Consider the following 16319-nt stretch of genomic DNA (forward strand, 5'->3'; position numbering starts at 1 on the left):
CGGCGCTGGCCATAATAGTCAATCCTTTGCTGTCACCCCTGTTTCGTTCACTGCATGCATCTCCCCATAACGCCGATAACGGCATCCTTCAGTCCGCCGGATCTTGGGGTGCGCTGGGTCGTCTGCCTGTGCGCGGACTGGTGTGGCCTGTGCCGGGACTACGGCGAGCTTTTCAGGCAGATGGCGGCGCGTTATCCCGGCAGCCGCTTTGCCTGGCTGGACATCGAGGACCACGCGGAGCTGGTCGGCGACATCGAGGTGGAAACCTTTCCCACGCTCCTGATTGCCGATGCGGGCGGCACGCGCTTTCTGGGCCCGTTGCCGCCGCATGCGCAAACGCTCTCGCGCCTGCTCGATTCGCTGGCGCAGGCAGGTGAGCCCGCTACGCCGCACTCACCTTCCACGCAGGCCTTGCTTCAGGCCTTGCAGGGTGCGACGCAGCACTGGATAGCCCACTGATCAACCGATGGAAAACGGCGCTTTCAGGAAACCCCTGAAGCGCGCACGCCCGCCGCGTGTGGGGCTGGCGCTCAGGCGGTAGCCCGGAAAGCGCTGAAGAAAGCGGCCGATGGCGATACGGCCCTCCAGCCGCGCCAGGCTCAGGCCCGCGCATTGGTGGATACCAAAGCCGAATGCCAGGTGGCGGTTGTTTTGCCGCGCCAGGTCCAGCTCGTCAGGGTCGGCAAACTGCGCCGGGTCGCGATTGGCCGCGCCTATGCACAGCGTCAACAGGCTGCCGGCGGGTAGCTGAACGCCGCCTATGTTCGCTTCCACCAGCGCGCGCCGGTTGCTGAGCTGGTTGGACGATTCGAAGCGCAGGAACTCGTCGACCGCCGGCGTCATAAGCGCTTCCATACCCTGTGGATCGTCCGCAAGCCGCTGCAGGCCCGGCAGCAAGCCGGCCAGAGCCGCAGGCCGCTCCTGCAGCGCGACCAGCGCATTGCCGATCAGGTTGGTCGTGGTTTCATGGCCGGCGTTGAGGATGAACACGCAGTTTTGCAGCAGCTCGCTTTCGCTGAGCTTGTCCGCGTTCGCCTCGTCGCCTATGAGCCGCGTCAGCACGTCATGCTCCGGGTCGCCCGGGTGAAGGCGCCGGTCGGCCACCAGGTCCTTGAGGTAGGCCGTGAACTCGCGCACGCCCTGGTTGCCCAGGGCCTCCTGCTCCGGTGTCAGTTTGGGTTCGAGCGCGCCCAGAATCGCCAGCGACCAGCCGCGCAGCGGCGCGCGGTCCGCATGCGGCACGCCCAGCAGGTTGCCGATGATCTCCACCGGGATGGCCGAGGCGAAATCCTCGACCAGGTCGCCGCCGCCCCTGGCTTCAACCGCATCGAGCAGGCCGTCGACCAGCGTGACCAGGCCGGGCTCCATGTCGGCAATCGCGCGCCGCGTCAGCGCGCCCATGATGAGCTTGCGCACGCGCGTGTGCAGCGGCGGGTCGTTGAAGACCAGGCTGGTGGTGTGGTGCTCGAACAGCGCGGACGCCGCGCCGTACTTGGGTTCAAATTCCACCTTCTTGTCGGAACTGAAGGCTTGCGCGTCACGGTAGACGGCCACCAGGTCGGCATGGCGCGTCAGGAAGAAGGAGCCGTCGGGCATGCGCCTGACCGGCTCGGCCTCGCGCAGCGCGGCATACACCGGGTAAGGGTTGGCGTAGAAGTCGGCGGGCAGGGCGCGCAGGTCCAGGCTGGCGGCGATGTCCCGCGCGCGTTCGCGCGTCATGGGCGCCGTACTCACCGGCCCGTTCATGGCTGGAGAAAATCGCGGATCGCAAACAGCGTCGCTTCCGGCGCCTCGCTCATCTGGTGGTGACCCACGGGCAGGCTGGCGACGCTGACCTTCTTGCCGCTGTCCCTGGCCTTGCCCAGCAGCGCCTGCGCGGCTTTTTCGGTCGTCATCTGGTCCAGCGCCCCCAGCACAAACAACACCGGGCAGGTGACCTGGCTGATCGCGGCATCGCCGTTGGCATAGCTGTCGCAGGCCTTGAAGCCGCGGTGGAAGACGTTGACTTTGGTGTTGCTGGCCAGCACTCGCCGGCCCAGCGCCATGCTGGCGCCGTGCACCCAGCTGCCCGCGCCCAGCGGCGGCGCCAGCGTGCTGCGTGAAAACACATTCACCATGGCCAGCGCCTTCATCGGTTCGTTCAGCGCCGCATCGAGCAAGGCCTGCGAGACCTTCATCGGGAAGGCCGTGCCCACCAGTACCAGGTGGCTTACGCGCTCCTTCAGCCGGGAGGCCGCTTCCAGGGCGATCAGCGAACCCCAGCTGTGGCCGACCAGCGCCGCGCGCTGCACGCCGGCGGCGTCCAGCAGTGCGGCCACGAAACCGGCCGCTTCCTCCACCGAGGCGGGCGCGTCGCCCGCGCTTTTGCAGTGGCCCGGCAGGTCCACCGCGAGCACGTTCCAGCCATGGTTGGCCAGGTAGCGCGTCTGCAAAATCCACACGCTGTGGTCGTTGAGCACGCCATGGATAAACACCACGGTGGGTTTGGCCGCATCAAACGGCTTGCCGCCGGTGTAGCAATAGGTTTTATGGCCCTGGACGTCTAGGTACATGCTCAGCCCCTCGCTTTCACGGCCGGGTTCACGCCCGCTTTTTCGGCCGCCTTGAGCGCGCGCTTCAAGTCGTCGATCAGGTCGTCCGGGTCTTCCAGGCCTATGGACAGGCGTATCGTGCCCTGCGTGATGCCGCCGGCCGCCAGCGCCTCGTCCGTCATGCGGAAGTGGGTGGTGCTGGCCGGGTGTATCACCAGGCTGCGGCAGTCGCCCACGTTGGCCAGGTGGCTGAACACCTTGAGCGCTTCGATAAAGGCCTTGCCCTGCTCGCGGTTGCCCTTGATGTCGAAGCTGAAGACCGAGCCCGCGCCGCGCGGCAGCAGTTTTTTGGCGAGGGCATGGCTGGCATGGGATTCAAGCATGGGATGGCCCACGCGCGACACCAGCGGGTGGCTGGCCAGGAATTCGACCACTTTTTCGGTATTGCCCATGTGCCGCGCCATGCGCAGCGGCAGGGTTTCAATGCCCTGCAGGATCAGCCAGGCCGTGTGCGGGCTCATGCAGGCGCCGAAGTCGCGCAGGCCTTCGCGCCGCGCGCGCAGCAAAAACGCGCCCACCGTGCTTTCCTCGCTGAACACCATGTTGTGGAAGCCGTCATAGGCCTCGGTCAGCTCGGCGAATTTGCCGGACTTTTCCCAGTCGAAGCTGCCGCCGTCCACCACGATGCCGCCTATGACGGTGCCGTGCCCGCTCAGGAATTTGGTGGCCGAGTGGTAGACCAGGTCGGCGCCGTGGTCAAAAGGCTTGATCAGCCAGGGCGAGGTCAGGGTGGAATCCACCAGCAGCGGCACGCCCGCTTCGTGGGCGATGTTTGATACGGCCTCAATGTCCAGCACGTCCAGCCCCGGGTTGCCCACGGTTTCGCCGAAAAACAGCTTGGTGTTGGGCCGCACGGCCGCGCGCCAGCCGTCGATGTCGCCGGGCTTGACGAAGGTGGTGTCTATGCCGAAACGGCGCATCGTGTAATGCAGCAGGTTCTGGCTGCCGCCGTAGAGCGCGGTGGAGGCTACGATGTGCGAGCCCGCGCCCATCAGCGTGGCGATGGCCAGGTGCAGCGCGGCCTGGCCGCTGGCGGTGGCGATCGCGCCTATGCCGCCCTCCAGCGCGGACACCCGCTGCTCCAGCACCGCATTGGTCGGGTTGCTGATACGCGAATAGACATGGCCCGCGCGCTCCAGGTTGAAGAGGCTGGCCGCATGCTCGCTCGATTCGAAGACGAAAGAGGTGGTCAGGTGGATGGGCACGGCGCGCGCGCCCGTAGCCGGGTCGGGCGCGGCGCCCGCGTGCAGCGCCAGGGTGTCGAAACCGGGGTCGGAATAACCGGGCATGGGTTTGTCTCCAGTCAGAAAAAAGTGGCCGTACGCGGGGAAATTGTTGCAACCAGCCGTTTGATTGTGGGCTATATTTAAACTGAATTCGCCCTCTCGCCGCGCCGCGGTGGGACAATGGGGTCATGCTGGCAGCACAACCGAGGAGACGGCCATGAAGGTTCTAGACATACTGCGCGTTAAAGGCAACACGCTCTACACCGTCCAGCCCGACGAACCCCTTGCCAAGGCGGCCCAGATCATGGCCGAAAAAGACATAGGCTCGCTGGTGGTCATGGAGCACGGTGACCTGGTCGGCATGCTGACCTTCCGCGAGGTCATCGTCTGCATCGTCAAGAACGGCGGCGAGATCGGCACCACGCTGGTCCGCACCGCCATGGACGACCACCCGCTCACCTGCACTTCCGAGACCGAGCTCGACGAAGTCCGCCGCATGATGCTGGAGCGCCACGCGCGCTACATGCCTGTGATGAACCAGAAGGTCATGATGGGCGTGATCAGCCTCTACGACGTCGCCAAGGCCGTGGTCGACAGCCAGAACTTCGAAAACAAGATGCTCAAGGCCTACATCCGCGACTGGCCCACCGAAGACGCCGCCGACCACAACTGAAGCGGGCGCCTCGCATTTTTTAAACAACAACCGCCCGGTGCGCAAGGCATCCGGGCCTCAGGTGGGAGCAGGGGGTGAGCGACAAGCGTGATGCAGGCGGGCTGCTGTTTTATGCCTCGCTGTTTTTCTCCCGGCTGGCCGACCAGATCCTGCTGTTCCTCGTGCCGCTGGTGGTGTTTGAAACCACCGGCAGCGTCGCCTGGTCCGGCATCGCCTTCACACTCGAAACCCTTCCGCGCTTCCTGGCTTTTCCGGTCTGCGGTGCGCTTTGCGACCGCGTCTCGCCCCTCAAGCTGCTGCGCATCAGCCAGCTTTACCGCGCGCTGGTCTGCATCGCCGGCGTCATCGCCTTCCAGTGGGCAGGCGGCGTCGGCTGGCTGATCGCGCTGTCGGCCGTCTGCGGCGTGCTCACCACCCAGGGCCTGATGGCCCGCGAGGTCATGCTGCCGCAGATATTCCGGCAGCACCGCTTTGAAAAAGTGCTGGCCCACGCACAGATCGCCGACCAGCTTGGCATGGTGCTGGGCCCTTTGCTGGCCTCGCTGCTGCTGCGATGGATGCCCTGGCCCATGGTCGTTGGCGCGACGGCGGGCTTTTTCCTCATTGCCGACGGGGCAGTGACCTTGTGGAAGCGCCAGAACACCGTCACGCTCGCCGCGCCTGAACCCGCACCGGGCCACTGGGCCGCACCCGTGCGCACCGCGTTCTCGCAGGTGCTGCACCTGCCCGGCCTCAAAAAAGTCATCGCACTGGCAGCCGGCGTCAACCTCGTCATAGGCGTCACGCTGGCGACTTCGGCCGCGATGGTCACCGGGGTGCTGCAGCGCACGGCGGGCGATTACGCCGTGCTGCAAACCGCAGGCGCCATCGCCACCGTCGTCATCCTGCTCTTCATCGCCCGAAGCGTGCTGCCCTTGCGCACCCTGGGCCTGGTGTCTTACAGCGTGATGCTGGCCGGCGGCCTGCTCACCGGGCTGGCCGGCAACTTCTGGGTCTACACCGCCGGCTTCCTGCTGGTCATCGGCTTTGACAAGATGTTCAACGTCTACATCCGCAGCCTGCGGCAAAAGCTGATCCCGCCGCGCGATCTCGGCAAGACCACCGGTGTGATCGTGATGCTCAACAATTTGTCGCAGCCGCTGGCTGGGATGCTGGTGGGGGTGTTTGCGGGGGTGATGGAGGGGAGGGGGGTGATTTTGGGACTGGTTTTGGTGATGGGGTTGATTGGGGTTCTTGCTGCCTGGAGTGGAAGAGGGCGGTAGCCGGGTCTTGCGCCGGCTTGCGCGCTCTTGCCCTCTGCATGGGCTTGCTGGCCGGGAGTGGCCCGGCGGCCAGTAACTTTCTTTTGCTTCGCCAAAAGAAAGTCACCAAAGAAAAGGCGACCCTGGCTCCTGCGTCCCCTGCGCTTCGCTCCGGGCAACCTGCGGTGCTCGGTCCAGCCGGGGTCAAAAACAACTCGCTTCGCTCAAACAAGTTTTTGCCCTGATCCGTCTGGACCTCCGCTCCTCGGCGCATCCACAAGGGGCAATCGGGAGCGGGGGCGGGGACAGAAGACAAAGAACCAATACAAATACCAACGAGGACACGCCACGGCGTGTCCTTGTTTCTTCAGGTATTCGGTATTGGTATTTCTTCCCCACCCCTTGTGGATGCGCCGAGGAGCGCAGGTTCAGGCGGATCAGGGATCGCGTTGTCTGAGCGTAGCGAGTTTAGCGAGACCCCGCCTGAACCGAGCACCGCAGGTTGCCCGCAGCGAAGCGGAGGGACGCAGCAACCAGGGTCGCCTTTTTTTGCTTACTTTTCTTTTGGCGAAGCAAAAGAAAAGTGAGTAGCTGCCGGGCTACCCCCGGCCAGCAGGCCTACGCAGAGGGCAAGAGCGCGCAAGCCGGCGCAAGACCCGGCGAAGTCTCACCCCATGCTCGCATGAATCATCTCCCTGACCCGGGGATAAATCTGCTGGTTCCACTTGCGCCCGCTGAAGACGCCGTAGTGCCCCACACCCGTCTGCACGTGGTGTGTTTTCATGTAGGGCCGTATGCCGGTGCATAGGTCTTGCGCCGCCACCGTCTGCCCGACGGCGCAGATGTCGTCGCGCTCGCCTTCCACAGTCATCAACGCCGTGCGCCGGATGGCGGCGGGTTTCACGAGGCGGCCGCGGTAGCTGAGTTTGCCCAGCGGCAGGTCGTAGGTCTGGAACACTTTCTCGACGGTCTCCAGGTAGAACTCGGCCGGCAGGTCGTTGACGGCCAGGTACTCGTCGTAGAACACGCGGATGACATCGGCTTTTTCCACGTCGCCTTCGAGCAGGTGCTGGTACATATCCTGGAAGGATTTTTTGTGCCGCTCCAGGTTCATGCTCAGGAAGGCGCTCAGTTGCACAAAGCCCGGGTACACACGCCGCATGTAGCCTACATGCGGCAGCGGCACATGGCTGATCAAATTTTTCTCGAACCACTCAATCGGCTTGCTGGTGGCCAGGGTGTTCACGCCGGTCGGGTTCACGCGGCAGTCCACCGGGCCGGCCATCAGGGTCAGGCTGCGCGGCTGGGCGGGGTCGTCGTCTTCGGCCATGATGGCCGCGGCGGCCAGCGCCGCCACGCAGGGCTGGCACACCGCCACCACATGGGTGCCCGGGCCTATCGCCTGGGTGAAGCGGATCATGTGGTCGATGTAGTCGTCCAGCGCGAAAGCGCCGTGGCGCAGCGACACGTCGCGCGCGTTGTGCCAGTCGGTGATGTAGACGTCGTGGTCCTGCAGCAGCGTGCGCACGGTCTCGCGCAGCAGCGTGGCGAAATGGCCCGACAGCGGCGCCACCAGCAGCACCGGCGGCTGGTAGGGCAGATCGGCCGGCGCTTCTTTCTTGAAGCGCAGCAAGGTGCCGAAAGGCATGGTGAGGACGGCCTCCTCGGTCACGGCAAGTTCGCGCTCGCCCACCTTCACCGAGGTGATGCCGTAAGCCGGGCGTGAATGCGTCAGGCGCAGGCGCGAAAACACTTCCATCGAGGCCGAAAACTTGCGCAGCAGGCTGCCTTCGGTTTTGCCCAGCCAGAGCGCCGCGCTGCCGCCCTGCGCCAGCAGGCGAAGCGGGGACATCAGGTCGGACTGGAGTTGGTAGGCCTGGTAAAGCATGGGTTTCCTGGCTTGATTCGGGCTTGTGGCCCAGGTAGCCTGGATGCAGGCAAGTTACGGGCCAGTCGCCGCGTAAAGCTTTCGCTGGCACAACCCTTGCGGAGGTTTTGGCAGCCCCGGGCGGTGGGGACCAACTTTGCGGTTCAAGGAGCAATCTCATGGCCAAGGCAGTCCTGACGATCAGCAGCAAAAACTACGGCGCCTGGGCGCTGCGCGGCTGGCTGCTGGCGAAGTTTGCCGGGCTGGAATTCACCGAAAAAGTGATCTCCCCCGACGACCCGGCCATGAAGGCCGAAATGCTGCTGCTCTCCTCCAGCATGCTGGTGCCCTCGCTGCAGCACAACGGCGTCAAGGTCTGGGACACGCTGGCGATTGCGGAATACCTCAATGAAATCAAGCCCAAGGCGCAGTTGCTGCCGGCGGATATCAAGGTGCGCGCGCACTGCCGCGCGGTCTGCGGCGAAATGCATTCGGGCTTTGCCTCCTTGCGCGCGGCGCTGCCGATGAACATCAAGGCCCATTTTTCCAACTTCAAGGTCTGGTCGCGCGCGCAGGCCGACATAGACCGCGTGCTGGAGATCTGGAAGGAATGCCTGGGGTCTTATGGCGGGCCTTACCTGTTCGGCAAGGAGCTGTCGGTGGCCGATGCCATGTATGCGCCGGTGGTCACGCGGTTTTTGACTTATGACGTGCCGCTGGACAAGGCTTGTACGGCTTATTGCAAGCGGATCATGGAGTTGCCGGCTATGAAGGAGTGGGTTGCTGCGGCCAAGAAGGAGCCGGATGACATTGATGAACTCGATGCAGAATTTTGAACACCCCCGTCCAGGCTCACTGCGTGTAGCCTGTTCCCCCCCTTGCAGGGGGCGACACCTGCGGCCCGGCAAAGCCGGTTCCGCGATGTCACTGGAGTAAGGCAGGCCCCTGTCAGAGGACGGTTATTTCCATGGAGTGGGAGGCGGGATATCGCAGACCGGGTCCACGTCAATCGACTTGAAATCCGCCGGCCCGACGATTTCCAGGTATTCCATGTCGGGGGAGTAGTCGAACAGGAAATGTTTGATGCCCGGCCGCTGGTGCACCACGTCGCCGGCTTCGACCAGGGTTTCCTTGTCTTCGTACATGAAGCGGGCCCAGCCCTTGACCATGATGACGATCTGGAAATCCGCCTCATGACGGTGCCATCCCGTGCCTGTTTCTGGTGCCATGTTCGCCTTGACAAGGTGCGCGATCACCTTGCCGTTGGTCGCGTCGGCAATGCCGAGGTCACGGTACAGAAAGAAATCGCGCAAACCGCCGGAAACAAACTGCGTGTCGCCGGGCTTGACGTGGGAAAACTTGGTCGTGGTGCGGTCCAGCATGGGGTGCTCCTGTTCAATCAAGACATCCAGATCGGGATTGGTGCGGTGCAGCAAGCAGGAAGTGTTCCAGAGTCTGCCGCGATGCCTGCGCAAAGGTCGCCCACGCTCTCGGGGATAATCAGCCCCATGAGCGGAAATACCCTAGGCACCCTATTCGCGGTCACCAACTTTGGTGAATCCCACGGCCCGGCCATTGGCTGCGTGATTGACGGCTGCCCGCCGGGCATGGAACTGAGCGAGGCGGACATCCAGGCCGACCTGGACCGCCGCCGCCCGGGCACCAGCCGCCACGTCACCCAGCGCAACGAGCCGGACGCCGTCGAGATCCTCTCCGGCGTTTATGAAGGCAAGACCACGGGCACGCCGATCTGCCTGTTGATCCGCAACACCGACCAGCGCAGCAAGGACTACAGCAACATCCTCGAAACCTTCCGGCCCGGCCACGCCGACTACGCCTACCTGCACAAATACGGCCTGCGCGATCCGCGCGGCGGCGGCCGTTCGTCGGCGCGGCTGACCGCTCCCACGGTGGCGGCCGGCGCCGTTGCCAAAAAATGGCTGGCCGAAAAATACGGCACGGTGTTTCGCGGCTGCATGACGCAGGTGGGCGATGAGGTCATTCCCTTTGAGTCGTGGGACCATGTGCCGAACAATCCCTTCTTCGCGCCTGTGGCCGATGTGTCCAGGCTGGAAGACTATATGGACGCCTTGCGCAAGGCCGGCGACTCCTGCGGCGCGCGCATACGCGTGACGGCTTCGGGTGTGCCGGTCGGCCTGGGCGAGCCGCTGTATGACAAGCTCGACGCCGACATCGCCTTTGCCATGATGGGCATCAATGCGGTCAAGGGTGTGGAGATAGGCGCGGGTTTTGCCAGCGTCACGCAGCGCGGCACCACGCATGGCGATTCGCTGACGCCCGAAGGTTTCCTCTCGAACAACGCCGGCGGCACGCTGGGCGGCATCAGCACCGGCCAGGACCTGGAAGTGTCGATTGCGATCAAGCCGACGAGTTCCATCATCACGCCGCGCCAGTCCATCGACACGGCGGGCAACCCGGCGGAAGTGGTGACCAAGGGCCGCCACGACCCTTGCGTGGGCATACGCGCCACGCCGATCGCCGAGGCGCTGCTGGCGCTGGTGGTGATGGAGCATGCGCTGCGCCAGCGCGCGCAGAACGCCGACGTGGTGGTCGGCACGCCGGACATCGAGGCCCGGCACAGGGCCTGAGCCGCGCCCCTCAGGGCATCACAAGTAAAAACACGGCGCCGCCCAAAGCCAGCATCAGCAGCGGGCTGACGCGCGTCCACATCAGCACCAGCGTGGACAGCGCGGCCACCGACCAGGCCCAGACACCGCCTTCGGCCGCCCGCAACACGGTGCAGGACGCCGCCAGAATCATCCCGGCGGCGACGGGTGCGAGGCCCGACTCAATCGCGCGCGTGGCCTTGTGCGTGCGATAGCGCGACCAGACCGTTGCCAGGCCGTACACCAGCACCGAGCTGGGCACAAAAATCGCGGCGGACACCGCCAAGGCACCCCACACCCCCGCTACCTGCCAGCCCACCAGAGTGACCAGCAGCGCGCCCGGCCCGGGTGTCAGGCGCGACAGCGCGAACAGGTCGAGGAATTGGCCGTCGCTCATCCAGCCGTGCACGCTGACGGACTGCCGGTGGACGTCCGCGACGATGCTCTGGCCGCCGCCCACGGTCAGGAAGGACAGCGGCACGAATACCGCCAGCAACTGGCCCAGCAGCGGCAGGTTCATGGCTGCCGGTCCTCGCGGCCTATCCGTTGCCAGGCCAGCGCAATGGACAGCGGCGCCATGACGCCCACCACCCACAGCAGGGGCAGGCGCCAGATAAAGATGGCCGCGAAGGTGGCGGCCAGCACCAGCGCCCGGGCGACACCTTTTGCCGCATGGCGCGCGGCACGCAGGCTGGTCTGCAGCGACAGGCCCACCGCCGCAGCCGCCACGCCGGCAAGAACCAGATGGACCCGGTGGGAATTGCCCACGGTGGAAAACACGGATGCCAGAAGAATGGCCACCACCATGGGCCCCAGCACAATGCCCAGGGCCGACGCCAGCGCGCCCGGGCCGCCGCGCAGGCGGTAGCCAATCCAGATGGCCAGGTTCACCACGTTGACGCCGGGAAAGGCTTGCGCCAGCGCCAGGCCGCTGAGGAACTCCTGCTCGGTCAGCCAGGCGCGCTGCTGGACGAACTCGCGCATCATCCAGCCGCTGAGGCCGCCGCCAAAACTCGTCAAGCCGATTTTGGAGAAGGCCAAAAACAGGGTGCGCAGCCGGGGCGCGGCAGAGGGCAATGGCGTCATGGCGGAAGGACCTCAAGGCTCCGGCGGCGCGGCCCGGAAGGGGTTGAAGCCCGTGATCAGCGCGGTGGCCGACAGCACCAGTACGCAGCCGGGCAGCATGCTGGCCGTGACCGGCTCACCGAGGAAAAGCCCGCCCCATGTCACGCCGAACAGCGGGATCATGAAAGCGGCCGAGGTGGTGGCGCTGGCCGGGATCTCGCGCATCAGCCGCATGCTGATCCAGTACATAAAGCCTGAGGTGAGCGTGCCCAGCACCGCGACCGCCGCCACGGCGCCCGGCGTCAGGACGGCCGAAGGCGCGGTGATGCCGCCCGGTATCACCAGGATCAGGGCCGCGGCCACGTGCACCACCGCCGACGAAGGCAGGGGCGAATAGGCCATGGTCGCGCGTTTCATGAGGATGGCGCCAAAGCCGTAGCTGGCCGATGCGGCCACGCAGGCCAGCGCCGCCAGCACCACCGTGGGCGTGACGGCGACGGGCCCCAGCTGCACCAGCAGCGCGACGCCGGCAAAGCCAACCGCGCAGCCCAGCAGGCGGACACGGGTGAGCCTTTCCTCGCCGGCCAGCGCGGCCGCCATCACGCCGAACAGCGGCGCGGTGGCATTGAGCACCGCCGAGTAACCCGAGGGAATGATCAGCGCCGCCCAGTTGAACAGCACAAAGGGAATCACCACCGACAGCATGCTCAGCAGCGCCAGGCGCGGCCAGGCGCTGCGCGGCGGCCAGCGGTCGCGCAGCGTGCTCATCAGCAGGCTCAGCACGATGGCCGCCAGGGTACATCGGGTGGCGGCCACCACCCAGGGGCCGAGGGCCGGGCTGGCAATGCGCAAAAGGGGAAATGATGCGCCCCAGAGGGCGGACATCGCGATGAGCTGGAGGAAGTGTCGGGTTTGCATGAAACGCCGCGTGGGCGGCAATGAAAAGCGGCGATGGGAGGTGGCTTGATTGTGCAAGATTCGGGCGAAAGCTGCAGGGGCCCCAAGGCTTCGCTGGGGTGGAAGCGCGAATTTTTCCTACACCGGGGACGGCCCGGTTCGCTCCAAATGGACGTTTTCATTTATCCCACCGTTGAGGAAAAACGCCATGCCCAAAGCCAGCAAACCGTCGTCGTCATCCTCCACGCGCCCCGCCGCGCGCGGCGAGCCCGTCACCGCCAAACAACAAAAAATCCAGCGCGAGCAGGATAGCAAGGACACCGCCAACCGCGCCAAACGCGAAGCCGCCGCCGGCAAGCCCAAAAAAGCCGTGCAGGCCGGCCAGCAGGACTATCCCGAGCCGCCGCTCCCGAATCAGCATTTGCGCAAACCCGGCCTGGAAGCGGAGATGGAACTCAAGCCGCAGTTCATGGCGCCCGGCTACCAAGGCAGCGGCAAGCTTGAAGGCCTGACCGCGCTGGTCACCGGCGCCGACTCGGGCATAGGCCGTGCCGTCGCCGTGCTGTTCGCACGCGAAGGCGCCGACGTGGCCGTGGCGCATCTCAGTTCACACCAGGACGCGAAAGAAACCAAACGCTGCGTGGAGGCCGAGGGCCGGCGCTGCCTGCTGATCGCGGGCGACGTGAAAGACGCGGCCTTCTGCCGCAGCGCGGTGAAAAAAACCGTCAAGTCACTCGGCAAGCTCGACATCCTGGTCAACAACGCCGCCTTCCAGGAACACGCCGATTCGATTGAAGACCTGACGGAAGAGCGTTTTGACGAAACCCTGCGCACCAATGTGTATGGCTACTTCCACATGGCCAAGGCCGCGGTGCCACATTTGAAGAAGGGCTCCTGCATCATCAACACCGGCTCGGTGACAGGGCTGGAGGGCAGCGCCAAACTACTCGACTACTCGGCCACCAAGGGTGCGATCCATGCGTTCACCAAGGCGCTGGCCAGCAACCTGCTTGACAAGGGCATACGCGTGAATGCCATTGCGCCCGGCCCGGTGTGGACGCCGCTGAACCCGGCCGATGCACCGCCCGACATGATCCAGGACTTCGGCAAGAAAACCGACATGCGCCGGCCGGCTCAACCTGAGGAGCTGTCTCCTGCGTACGTGTTTCTGGCGTCGCCGGTGTGTTCGAGCTATATCACAGGGATTGTTTTGCCTGTGACGGGGAGTGTGGGGGCAGGGTGAGCCTTTTTGTCCACGGCCGGCAACCTCAGCAAAAGGCACGCCCCCAAGCACAAAAACCGACGCCAGGCCCGAACGGCCAGTTCAAGAATCCCGAACCGGCCCTCTCAACCCCTTGGTAACCGACCTCTGACTCTTCCCCTCCAGCCTGCGCTGCTTCGACCCATACGTAGGCTTGGTCGCCCGCCGCGCCTTGGGCGGGCTGGACACGCCGTCGACGACCTCCTGCAACCGCGCCAGGGCGTCGGCACGGTTCATCTCCTGGGTGCGGTGCTGCTGCGCCTTGAGCACCAGCACGCCTTCCTGCGTGATGCGGCTGTCGGACAGGCACAGCAACCGTTCCTTGATGACCTCGGGCAACGAAGAGGCGTGGATGTCAAAGCGCAAATGAATCGCGCTGGACACCTTGTTGACGTTCTGCCCACCCGCGCCTTGCGCGCGTATGGCGCTGAACTCGACCTCGCGTTCGTCGACCGGGAATTTGGGTGGCGCGGCCATGGTCAGTCTTGTCCGCGCCGTGTCCGCTTCAGCCGGCCAGTTCGGCCAGGCCGGCAATCGCCAGGGCATAACCCTTGACGCCGAAACCGGCCATGACGGCCTTGGCGGCCGGCGAGATGTAGGAGTGGTGGCGAAAAGCCTCGCGCGCATGCACGTTGCTGATGTGCAGCTCGATCAGGGTCACGCCCGCGCCCTTGATCGCGTCGTGCAGGGCCACGCTGGTGTGGGTATACGCGCCGGCATTGAGCACCACGCCGGCCAGCGTGCCGGCGGCCTGGGCGCGGCCCGCTTCATGGATCGCGTCGATCAGCGCGCCTTCGTGGTTGCTCTGGCGAAAGTCGAGCTTGAAACCGTGGGCCTTGCAGGCATCGGCGCACAGCGCCTCAACGTCGGCCAGCGTCTGCGAGCCGTACACGGCGGGCTCGCGCGTGCCCAGCAGGTTGAGGTTGGGACCGTTGAGGACCAGGGCTGTTTTCATGAAGCGAGTCTTTCCAGGGTTTCTTCAGGTTGTCCGGGGTTGAGGGCGAGGTCCCGCAGCGCGATGGTCTTGCCGGTGGCGATCGAGCGCCGCACGGCTTCCACGGCCAGCAGGCTTTGCAGGGCGTCCGCGACGGTGATTATCGGCCCTGCCTTGCCGGCGATCAAATCACAGAAATGGTCCAACTGCGCCTGCAGGGGGTCCACCGCGTCCAGGGCGATGTTTTTTTCGGTGAAAGGCGTCATCCAGCCGGGTTCGCCCTGGCTCTGCGGGTCGTAATTCCAGATGTGCATGGTGGGCACGGCCAGTGAGCCCTGTGTGCCGGCGATGAAGTAGCAGTCTTGCGAGGCATCACGCGCATAGGCGGTGTTTTCGCCCGAGGTCTGCTCCCAGCTGCGCGGCGAGGCCACGGTGTCCGAGAGCGTGAAGCTGCCCAGCGCGCCACTGGCGAATTTCAGCGTCATCACGGCGGTGTCTTCCACCGCGAACTGCCGCACGGCATTGGACGCGACGGCGTGGACCGATTCAAGCTCGCCGCAGAGGTAACGCAGGTTGTCCATTTCATGGATCAGGTTGATCAAAATGGGACCGCCACCGGCCTGCGTGCGCCAGGGGCCTTGCTCGAAGTAGCTGTCGGGCTTGTAGAACTGCGCGCTGCCCGTCACCGTGACCACGCGGCCCAGCATGCCGGATTCAATGGCGCGCCGCGCCGCCTGCAGCGTGCTGCTGTGCCGCCGGTGGTGGCCGACCAGCATGGGCACGGGTTGCTTTGCCAGCGTCTCGGCCAGTTGCAGGCCGGCCTGCAGCGAATCGGCCACGGGTTTTTCAATCAAGGCCGGCAGTCCTTGCCGCGCACAGGCCAGCGCGCCAGGCACATGCAAATGGTTGGGCGTGGCCAGGATGACGCCGTCGGGTTGCGCCTCGGCGGGCCCGGCGAACAATTCATCGAGGCTGGCAAAGTGCGGCACGCCCAGGCCGGCGGCGAAGTCCCGCGATGCGGCCTGCGGATCGACCACGGCGCACAAACGCGTGCGCGGGTTGGCCTGGATCAGCTCGATATGGCGCCGGCCTATGACGCCGGCGCCCGCGACGGCAATGCCCAGCGGTGCCGTGCCGGGCGCGCTCATGTCAGCGCTGGCCTTCGAAAAAACGCTCCAGCAATGCGGCGAACGCGGCCGGCTGCTCAACCGCGCTCAGGTGCGCGGCCGGCAGGGTTTGGAGCTGGGCGCCCGGAATGCTTTGGCAGATCGCTTCGGACATGGCCGGTGGCGTGGCCTCGTCGCGCGTGCCGGCAATCACCAGCGCGGGGCACCGGATGCTGACGTTGCTGGCGCGAAAGTCTATGCCGGCCACCGCTTCGCAGCTCGCGGCATAGGCGGCCGCGTCGGTGTTTACCAGCCGCTCGCGCAGCACCGCCACGCGCTGCGCGCCGCCGCCGGTTTCGTCTGCGCGGAACCCGGGCGTGAACCAGCGCTGCAGCGCGCCGTCGGCAATCGCCTCCATGCCCTGGGCCAGCACCGTCTTCACGCGCGCGGCCCACATGGCGCGCGCCGCCTCGTCGTAATACATGGCCGCATTGGCAACGGTGATGCTTTTGACCAGCTGCGGGTACTTCGCGGCCAGCGCCTGCGCGGTCATGCCGCCCATGCTGAGGCCGACAAAATGCACGGGGCGGCCGCCCTGCGCTTCAATGAGGCCGGCCACGTCATCGGCCAGCATGTCCATGGTGTAAGGGCCGGGCACGGCTTCCGAGCGGCCGTGGCCGCGATGGTCGTGGCGCAGCACGGTGTAGCGGCCCTTGAGCGCGGCGGCCACGCCGTCCCACATGCCGAGTTCACAACCCAGCGCGTGGCTGAGCACGACGACGGGGCCGCTGCCTTCCCGGACCGAATGCAGATGAGGTTTTTTCATGTTGG

At 65.5% G+C, this 16319-nt stretch carries 18 protein-coding genes; 6 read left to right on the forward strand and 12 right to left on the reverse strand.

What is annotated here, in order from left to right:
- Positions 1-54: 54 nt before the first annotated feature.
- Positions 55-459, forward strand: a complete 405-nt coding sequence (locus ACLV74_RS08210; protein ID WP_411878886.1) for a thioredoxin family protein — start codon at positions 55-57, stop codon at positions 457-459.
- Here the strand turns inward: ACLV74_RS08210 and ACLV74_RS08215 are convergent, their stop codons facing one another.
- Genes ACLV74_RS08215 through ACLV74_RS08225 form a run of 3 tightly spaced genes read right to left on the reverse strand, consistent with a single transcriptional unit; the run spans position 460 to position 3880 of the window.
- Positions 460-1746 (reverse strand): cytochrome P450, encoded by a 1287-nt coding sequence (locus ACLV74_RS08215; protein ID WP_411878887.1) that lies wholly within the window; start codon positions 1744-1746, stop codon positions 460-462.
- Positions 1743-2552: an alpha/beta fold hydrolase gene (locus ACLV74_RS08220; protein WP_411878888.1), complete on the reverse strand. Its 810-nt coding sequence runs from the start codon at positions 2550-2552 to the stop codon at positions 1743-1745. Before ACLV74_RS08220 ends, ACLV74_RS08215 begins: the two co-directional genes overlap by 4 nt.
- A gap of 2 nt (positions 2553-2554) precedes the next feature.
- Positions 2555-3880: an O-acetylhomoserine aminocarboxypropyltransferase gene (locus ACLV74_RS08225; RefSeq protein WP_411878889.1), complete on the reverse strand. Its 1326-nt coding sequence runs from the start codon at positions 3878-3880 to the stop codon at positions 2555-2557.
- Positions 3881-4034: 154 nt separating this feature from the next.
- Between ACLV74_RS08225 and ACLV74_RS08230 the strand changes: the two genes are divergently transcribed.
- The gene (locus ACLV74_RS08230) at positions 4035-4490 is read left to right on the forward strand and encodes a CBS domain-containing protein (protein WP_411878890.1); all 456 of its coding nucleotides are present in this window, start codon (positions 4035-4037) and stop codon (positions 4488-4490) included.
- 74 nt (positions 4491-4564) lie between these two features.
- Positions 4565-5752: an MFS transporter gene (locus ACLV74_RS08235; RefSeq protein ID WP_411878891.1), complete on the forward strand. Its 1188-nt coding sequence runs from the start codon at positions 4565-4567 to the stop codon at positions 5750-5752.
- A 646-nt stretch (positions 5753-6398) separates the two neighbouring features.
- On the opposite strand, the gene ACLV74_RS08240 is transcribed toward ACLV74_RS08235, so the two are convergent.
- Positions 6399-7619 carry a polyhydroxyalkanoate depolymerase gene (locus ACLV74_RS08240; RefSeq protein WP_411878892.1) on the reverse strand — a complete coding sequence of 407 codons (1221 nt, stop codon included), beginning with the start codon at positions 7617-7619 and terminating at the stop codon, positions 6399-6401.
- A gap of 158 nt (positions 7620-7777) precedes the next feature.
- Here ACLV74_RS08240 and ACLV74_RS08245 point away from each other — a divergent pair, with 158 nt between their 5' ends.
- Positions 7778-8434: a glutathione S-transferase gene (locus tag ACLV74_RS08245; protein ID WP_411878893.1), complete on the forward strand. Its 657-nt coding sequence runs from the start codon at positions 7778-7780 to the stop codon at positions 8432-8434.
- Between the two features lie 123 nt (positions 8435-8557).
- Here the strand turns inward: ACLV74_RS08245 and ACLV74_RS08250 are convergent, their stop codons facing one another.
- Positions 8558-8980: a cupin domain-containing protein gene (locus tag ACLV74_RS08250; protein ID WP_411878894.1), complete on the reverse strand. Its 423-nt coding sequence runs from the start codon at positions 8978-8980 to the stop codon at positions 8558-8560.
- Positions 8981-9106: 126 nt separating this feature from the next.
- On the opposite strand from ACLV74_RS08250, the gene aroC reads away from it, so the two are divergent.
- Entirely contained in the window at positions 9107-10207 is a 1101-nt protein-coding gene (gene aroC, locus ACLV74_RS08255; protein ID WP_411878895.1) for a chorismate synthase, read from the forward strand.
- 10 nt (positions 10208-10217) lie between these two features.
- On the opposite strand, the gene ACLV74_RS08260 is transcribed toward aroC, so the two are convergent.
- Genes ACLV74_RS08260 through ACLV74_RS08270 form a run of 3 tightly spaced genes read right to left on the reverse strand, consistent with a single transcriptional unit; the run spans position 10218 to position 12208 of the window.
- Entirely contained in the window at positions 10218-10745 is a 528-nt protein-coding gene (locus ACLV74_RS08260; protein WP_411878896.1) for a chromate transporter, read from the reverse strand.
- Positions 10742-11311, reverse strand: a complete 570-nt coding sequence (locus tag ACLV74_RS08265) for a chromate transporter (RefSeq protein WP_411878897.1) — start codon at positions 11309-11311, stop codon at positions 10742-10744. Before ACLV74_RS08265 ends, ACLV74_RS08260 begins: the two co-directional genes overlap by 4 nt.
- A gap of 12 nt (positions 11312-11323) precedes the next feature.
- Positions 11324-12208: a DMT family transporter gene (locus ACLV74_RS08270; RefSeq protein ID WP_411878898.1), complete on the reverse strand. Its 885-nt coding sequence runs from the start codon at positions 12206-12208 to the stop codon at positions 11324-11326.
- A 187-nt stretch (positions 12209-12395) separates the two neighbouring features.
- Between ACLV74_RS08270 and ACLV74_RS08275 the strand changes: the two genes are divergently transcribed.
- Positions 12396-13430, forward strand: a complete 1035-nt coding sequence (locus ACLV74_RS08275) for an SDR family oxidoreductase (protein WP_411878899.1) — start codon at positions 12396-12398, stop codon at positions 13428-13430.
- An 81-nt stretch (positions 13431-13511) separates the two neighbouring features.
- Here ACLV74_RS08275 and arfB read toward each other — a convergent pair whose 3' ends face one another.
- The 4 genes from arfB to pcaD are packed head-to-tail and all read right to left on the reverse strand — an operon-like array spanning position 13512 to position 16314.
- Positions 13512-13925 carry an alternative ribosome rescue aminoacyl-tRNA hydrolase ArfB gene (gene arfB, locus ACLV74_RS08280; protein ID WP_411878900.1) on the reverse strand — a complete coding sequence of 138 codons (414 nt, stop codon included), beginning with the start codon at positions 13923-13925 and terminating at the stop codon, positions 13512-13514.
- Positions 13926-13953: 28 nt separating this feature from the next.
- Complete coding sequence (aroQ, locus tag ACLV74_RS08285) at positions 13954-14403, reverse strand: type II 3-dehydroquinate dehydratase (RefSeq protein WP_411878901.1); 450 nt, start codon at positions 14401-14403, stop codon at positions 13954-13956.
- Positions 14400-15530 carry a Gfo/Idh/MocA family protein gene (locus ACLV74_RS08290; protein WP_411878902.1) on the reverse strand — a complete coding sequence of 377 codons (1131 nt, stop codon included), beginning with the start codon at positions 15528-15530 and terminating at the stop codon, positions 14400-14402. Before ACLV74_RS08290 ends, aroQ begins: the two co-directional genes overlap by 4 nt.
- Position 15531: 1 nt before the next feature.
- Positions 15532-16314 (reverse strand): 3-oxoadipate enol-lactonase, encoded by a 783-nt coding sequence (gene pcaD, locus ACLV74_RS08295; RefSeq protein ID WP_411878903.1) that lies wholly within the window; start codon positions 16312-16314, stop codon positions 15532-15534.
- Positions 16315-16319 lie beyond the last annotated feature (5 nt).

This window comes from Polaromonas sp. YR568, assembly GCF_943369415.1.
Taxonomy (GTDB): Bacteria; Pseudomonadota; Gammaproteobacteria; order Burkholderiales; family Burkholderiaceae_C; genus Polaromonas.

Excerpts from the sequence above, each read along its gene's own strand:
- ACLV74_RS08265 (WP_411878897.1), bottom strand. The coding sequence starts at position 11,311 with ATGACGCCATTGCCCTCTGCCGCGCCCCGGCTGCGCACCCTGTTTTTG.
- ACLV74_RS08290 (WP_411878902.1), bottom strand. The coding sequence starts at position 15,530 with ATGAGCGCGCCCGGCACGGCACCGCTGGGCATTGCCGTCGCGGGCGCC.
- ACLV74_RS08250 (WP_411878894.1), bottom strand. The coding sequence starts at position 8,980 with ATGCTGGACCGCACCACGACCAAGTTTTCCCACGTCAAGCCCGGCGAC.
- ACLV74_RS08240 (WP_411878892.1), bottom strand. The coding sequence starts at position 7,619 with ATGCTTTACCAGGCCTACCAACTCCAGTCCGACCTGATGTCCCCGCTT.
- aroC (WP_411878895.1), top strand. The coding sequence starts at position 9,107 with ATGAGCGGAAATACCCTAGGCACCCTATTCGCGGTCACCAACTTTGGT.
- ACLV74_RS08260 (WP_411878896.1), bottom strand. The coding sequence starts at position 10,745 with ATGAACCTGCCGCTGCTGGGCCAGTTGCTGGCGGTATTCGTGCCGCTG.
- pcaD (WP_411878903.1), bottom strand. The coding sequence starts at position 16,314 with ATGAAAAAACCTCATCTGCATTCGGTCCGGGAAGGCAGCGGCCCCGTC.
- ACLV74_RS08270 (WP_411878898.1), bottom strand. The coding sequence starts at position 12,208 with ATGCAAACCCGACACTTCCTCCAGCTCATCGCGATGTCCGCCCTCTGG.
- ACLV74_RS08230 (WP_411878890.1), top strand. The coding sequence starts at position 4,035 with ATGAAGGTTCTAGACATACTGCGCGTTAAAGGCAACACGCTCTACACC.
- ACLV74_RS08275 (WP_411878899.1), top strand. The coding sequence starts at position 12,396 with ATGCCCAAAGCCAGCAAACCGTCGTCGTCATCCTCCACGCGCCCCGCC.
- aroQ (WP_411878901.1), bottom strand. The coding sequence starts at position 14,403 with ATGAAAACAGCCCTGGTCCTCAACGGTCCCAACCTCAACCTGCTGGGC.
- ACLV74_RS08215 (WP_411878887.1), bottom strand. The coding sequence starts at position 1,746 with ATGAACGGGCCGGTGAGTACGGCGCCCATGACGCGCGAACGCGCGCGG.
- ACLV74_RS08210 (WP_411878886.1), top strand. The coding sequence starts at position 55 with ATGCATCTCCCCATAACGCCGATAACGGCATCCTTCAGTCCGCCGGAT.
- ACLV74_RS08220 (WP_411878888.1), bottom strand. The coding sequence starts at position 2,552 with ATGTACCTAGACGTCCAGGGCCATAAAACCTATTGCTACACCGGCGGC.
- arfB (WP_411878900.1), bottom strand. The coding sequence starts at position 13,925 with ATGGCCGCGCCACCCAAATTCCCGGTCGACGAACGCGAGGTCGAGTTC.
- ACLV74_RS08225 (WP_411878889.1), bottom strand. The coding sequence starts at position 3,880 with ATGCCCGGTTATTCCGACCCCGGTTTCGACACCCTGGCGCTGCACGCG.
- ACLV74_RS08245 (WP_411878893.1), top strand. The coding sequence starts at position 7,778 with ATGGCCAAGGCAGTCCTGACGATCAGCAGCAAAAACTACGGCGCCTGG.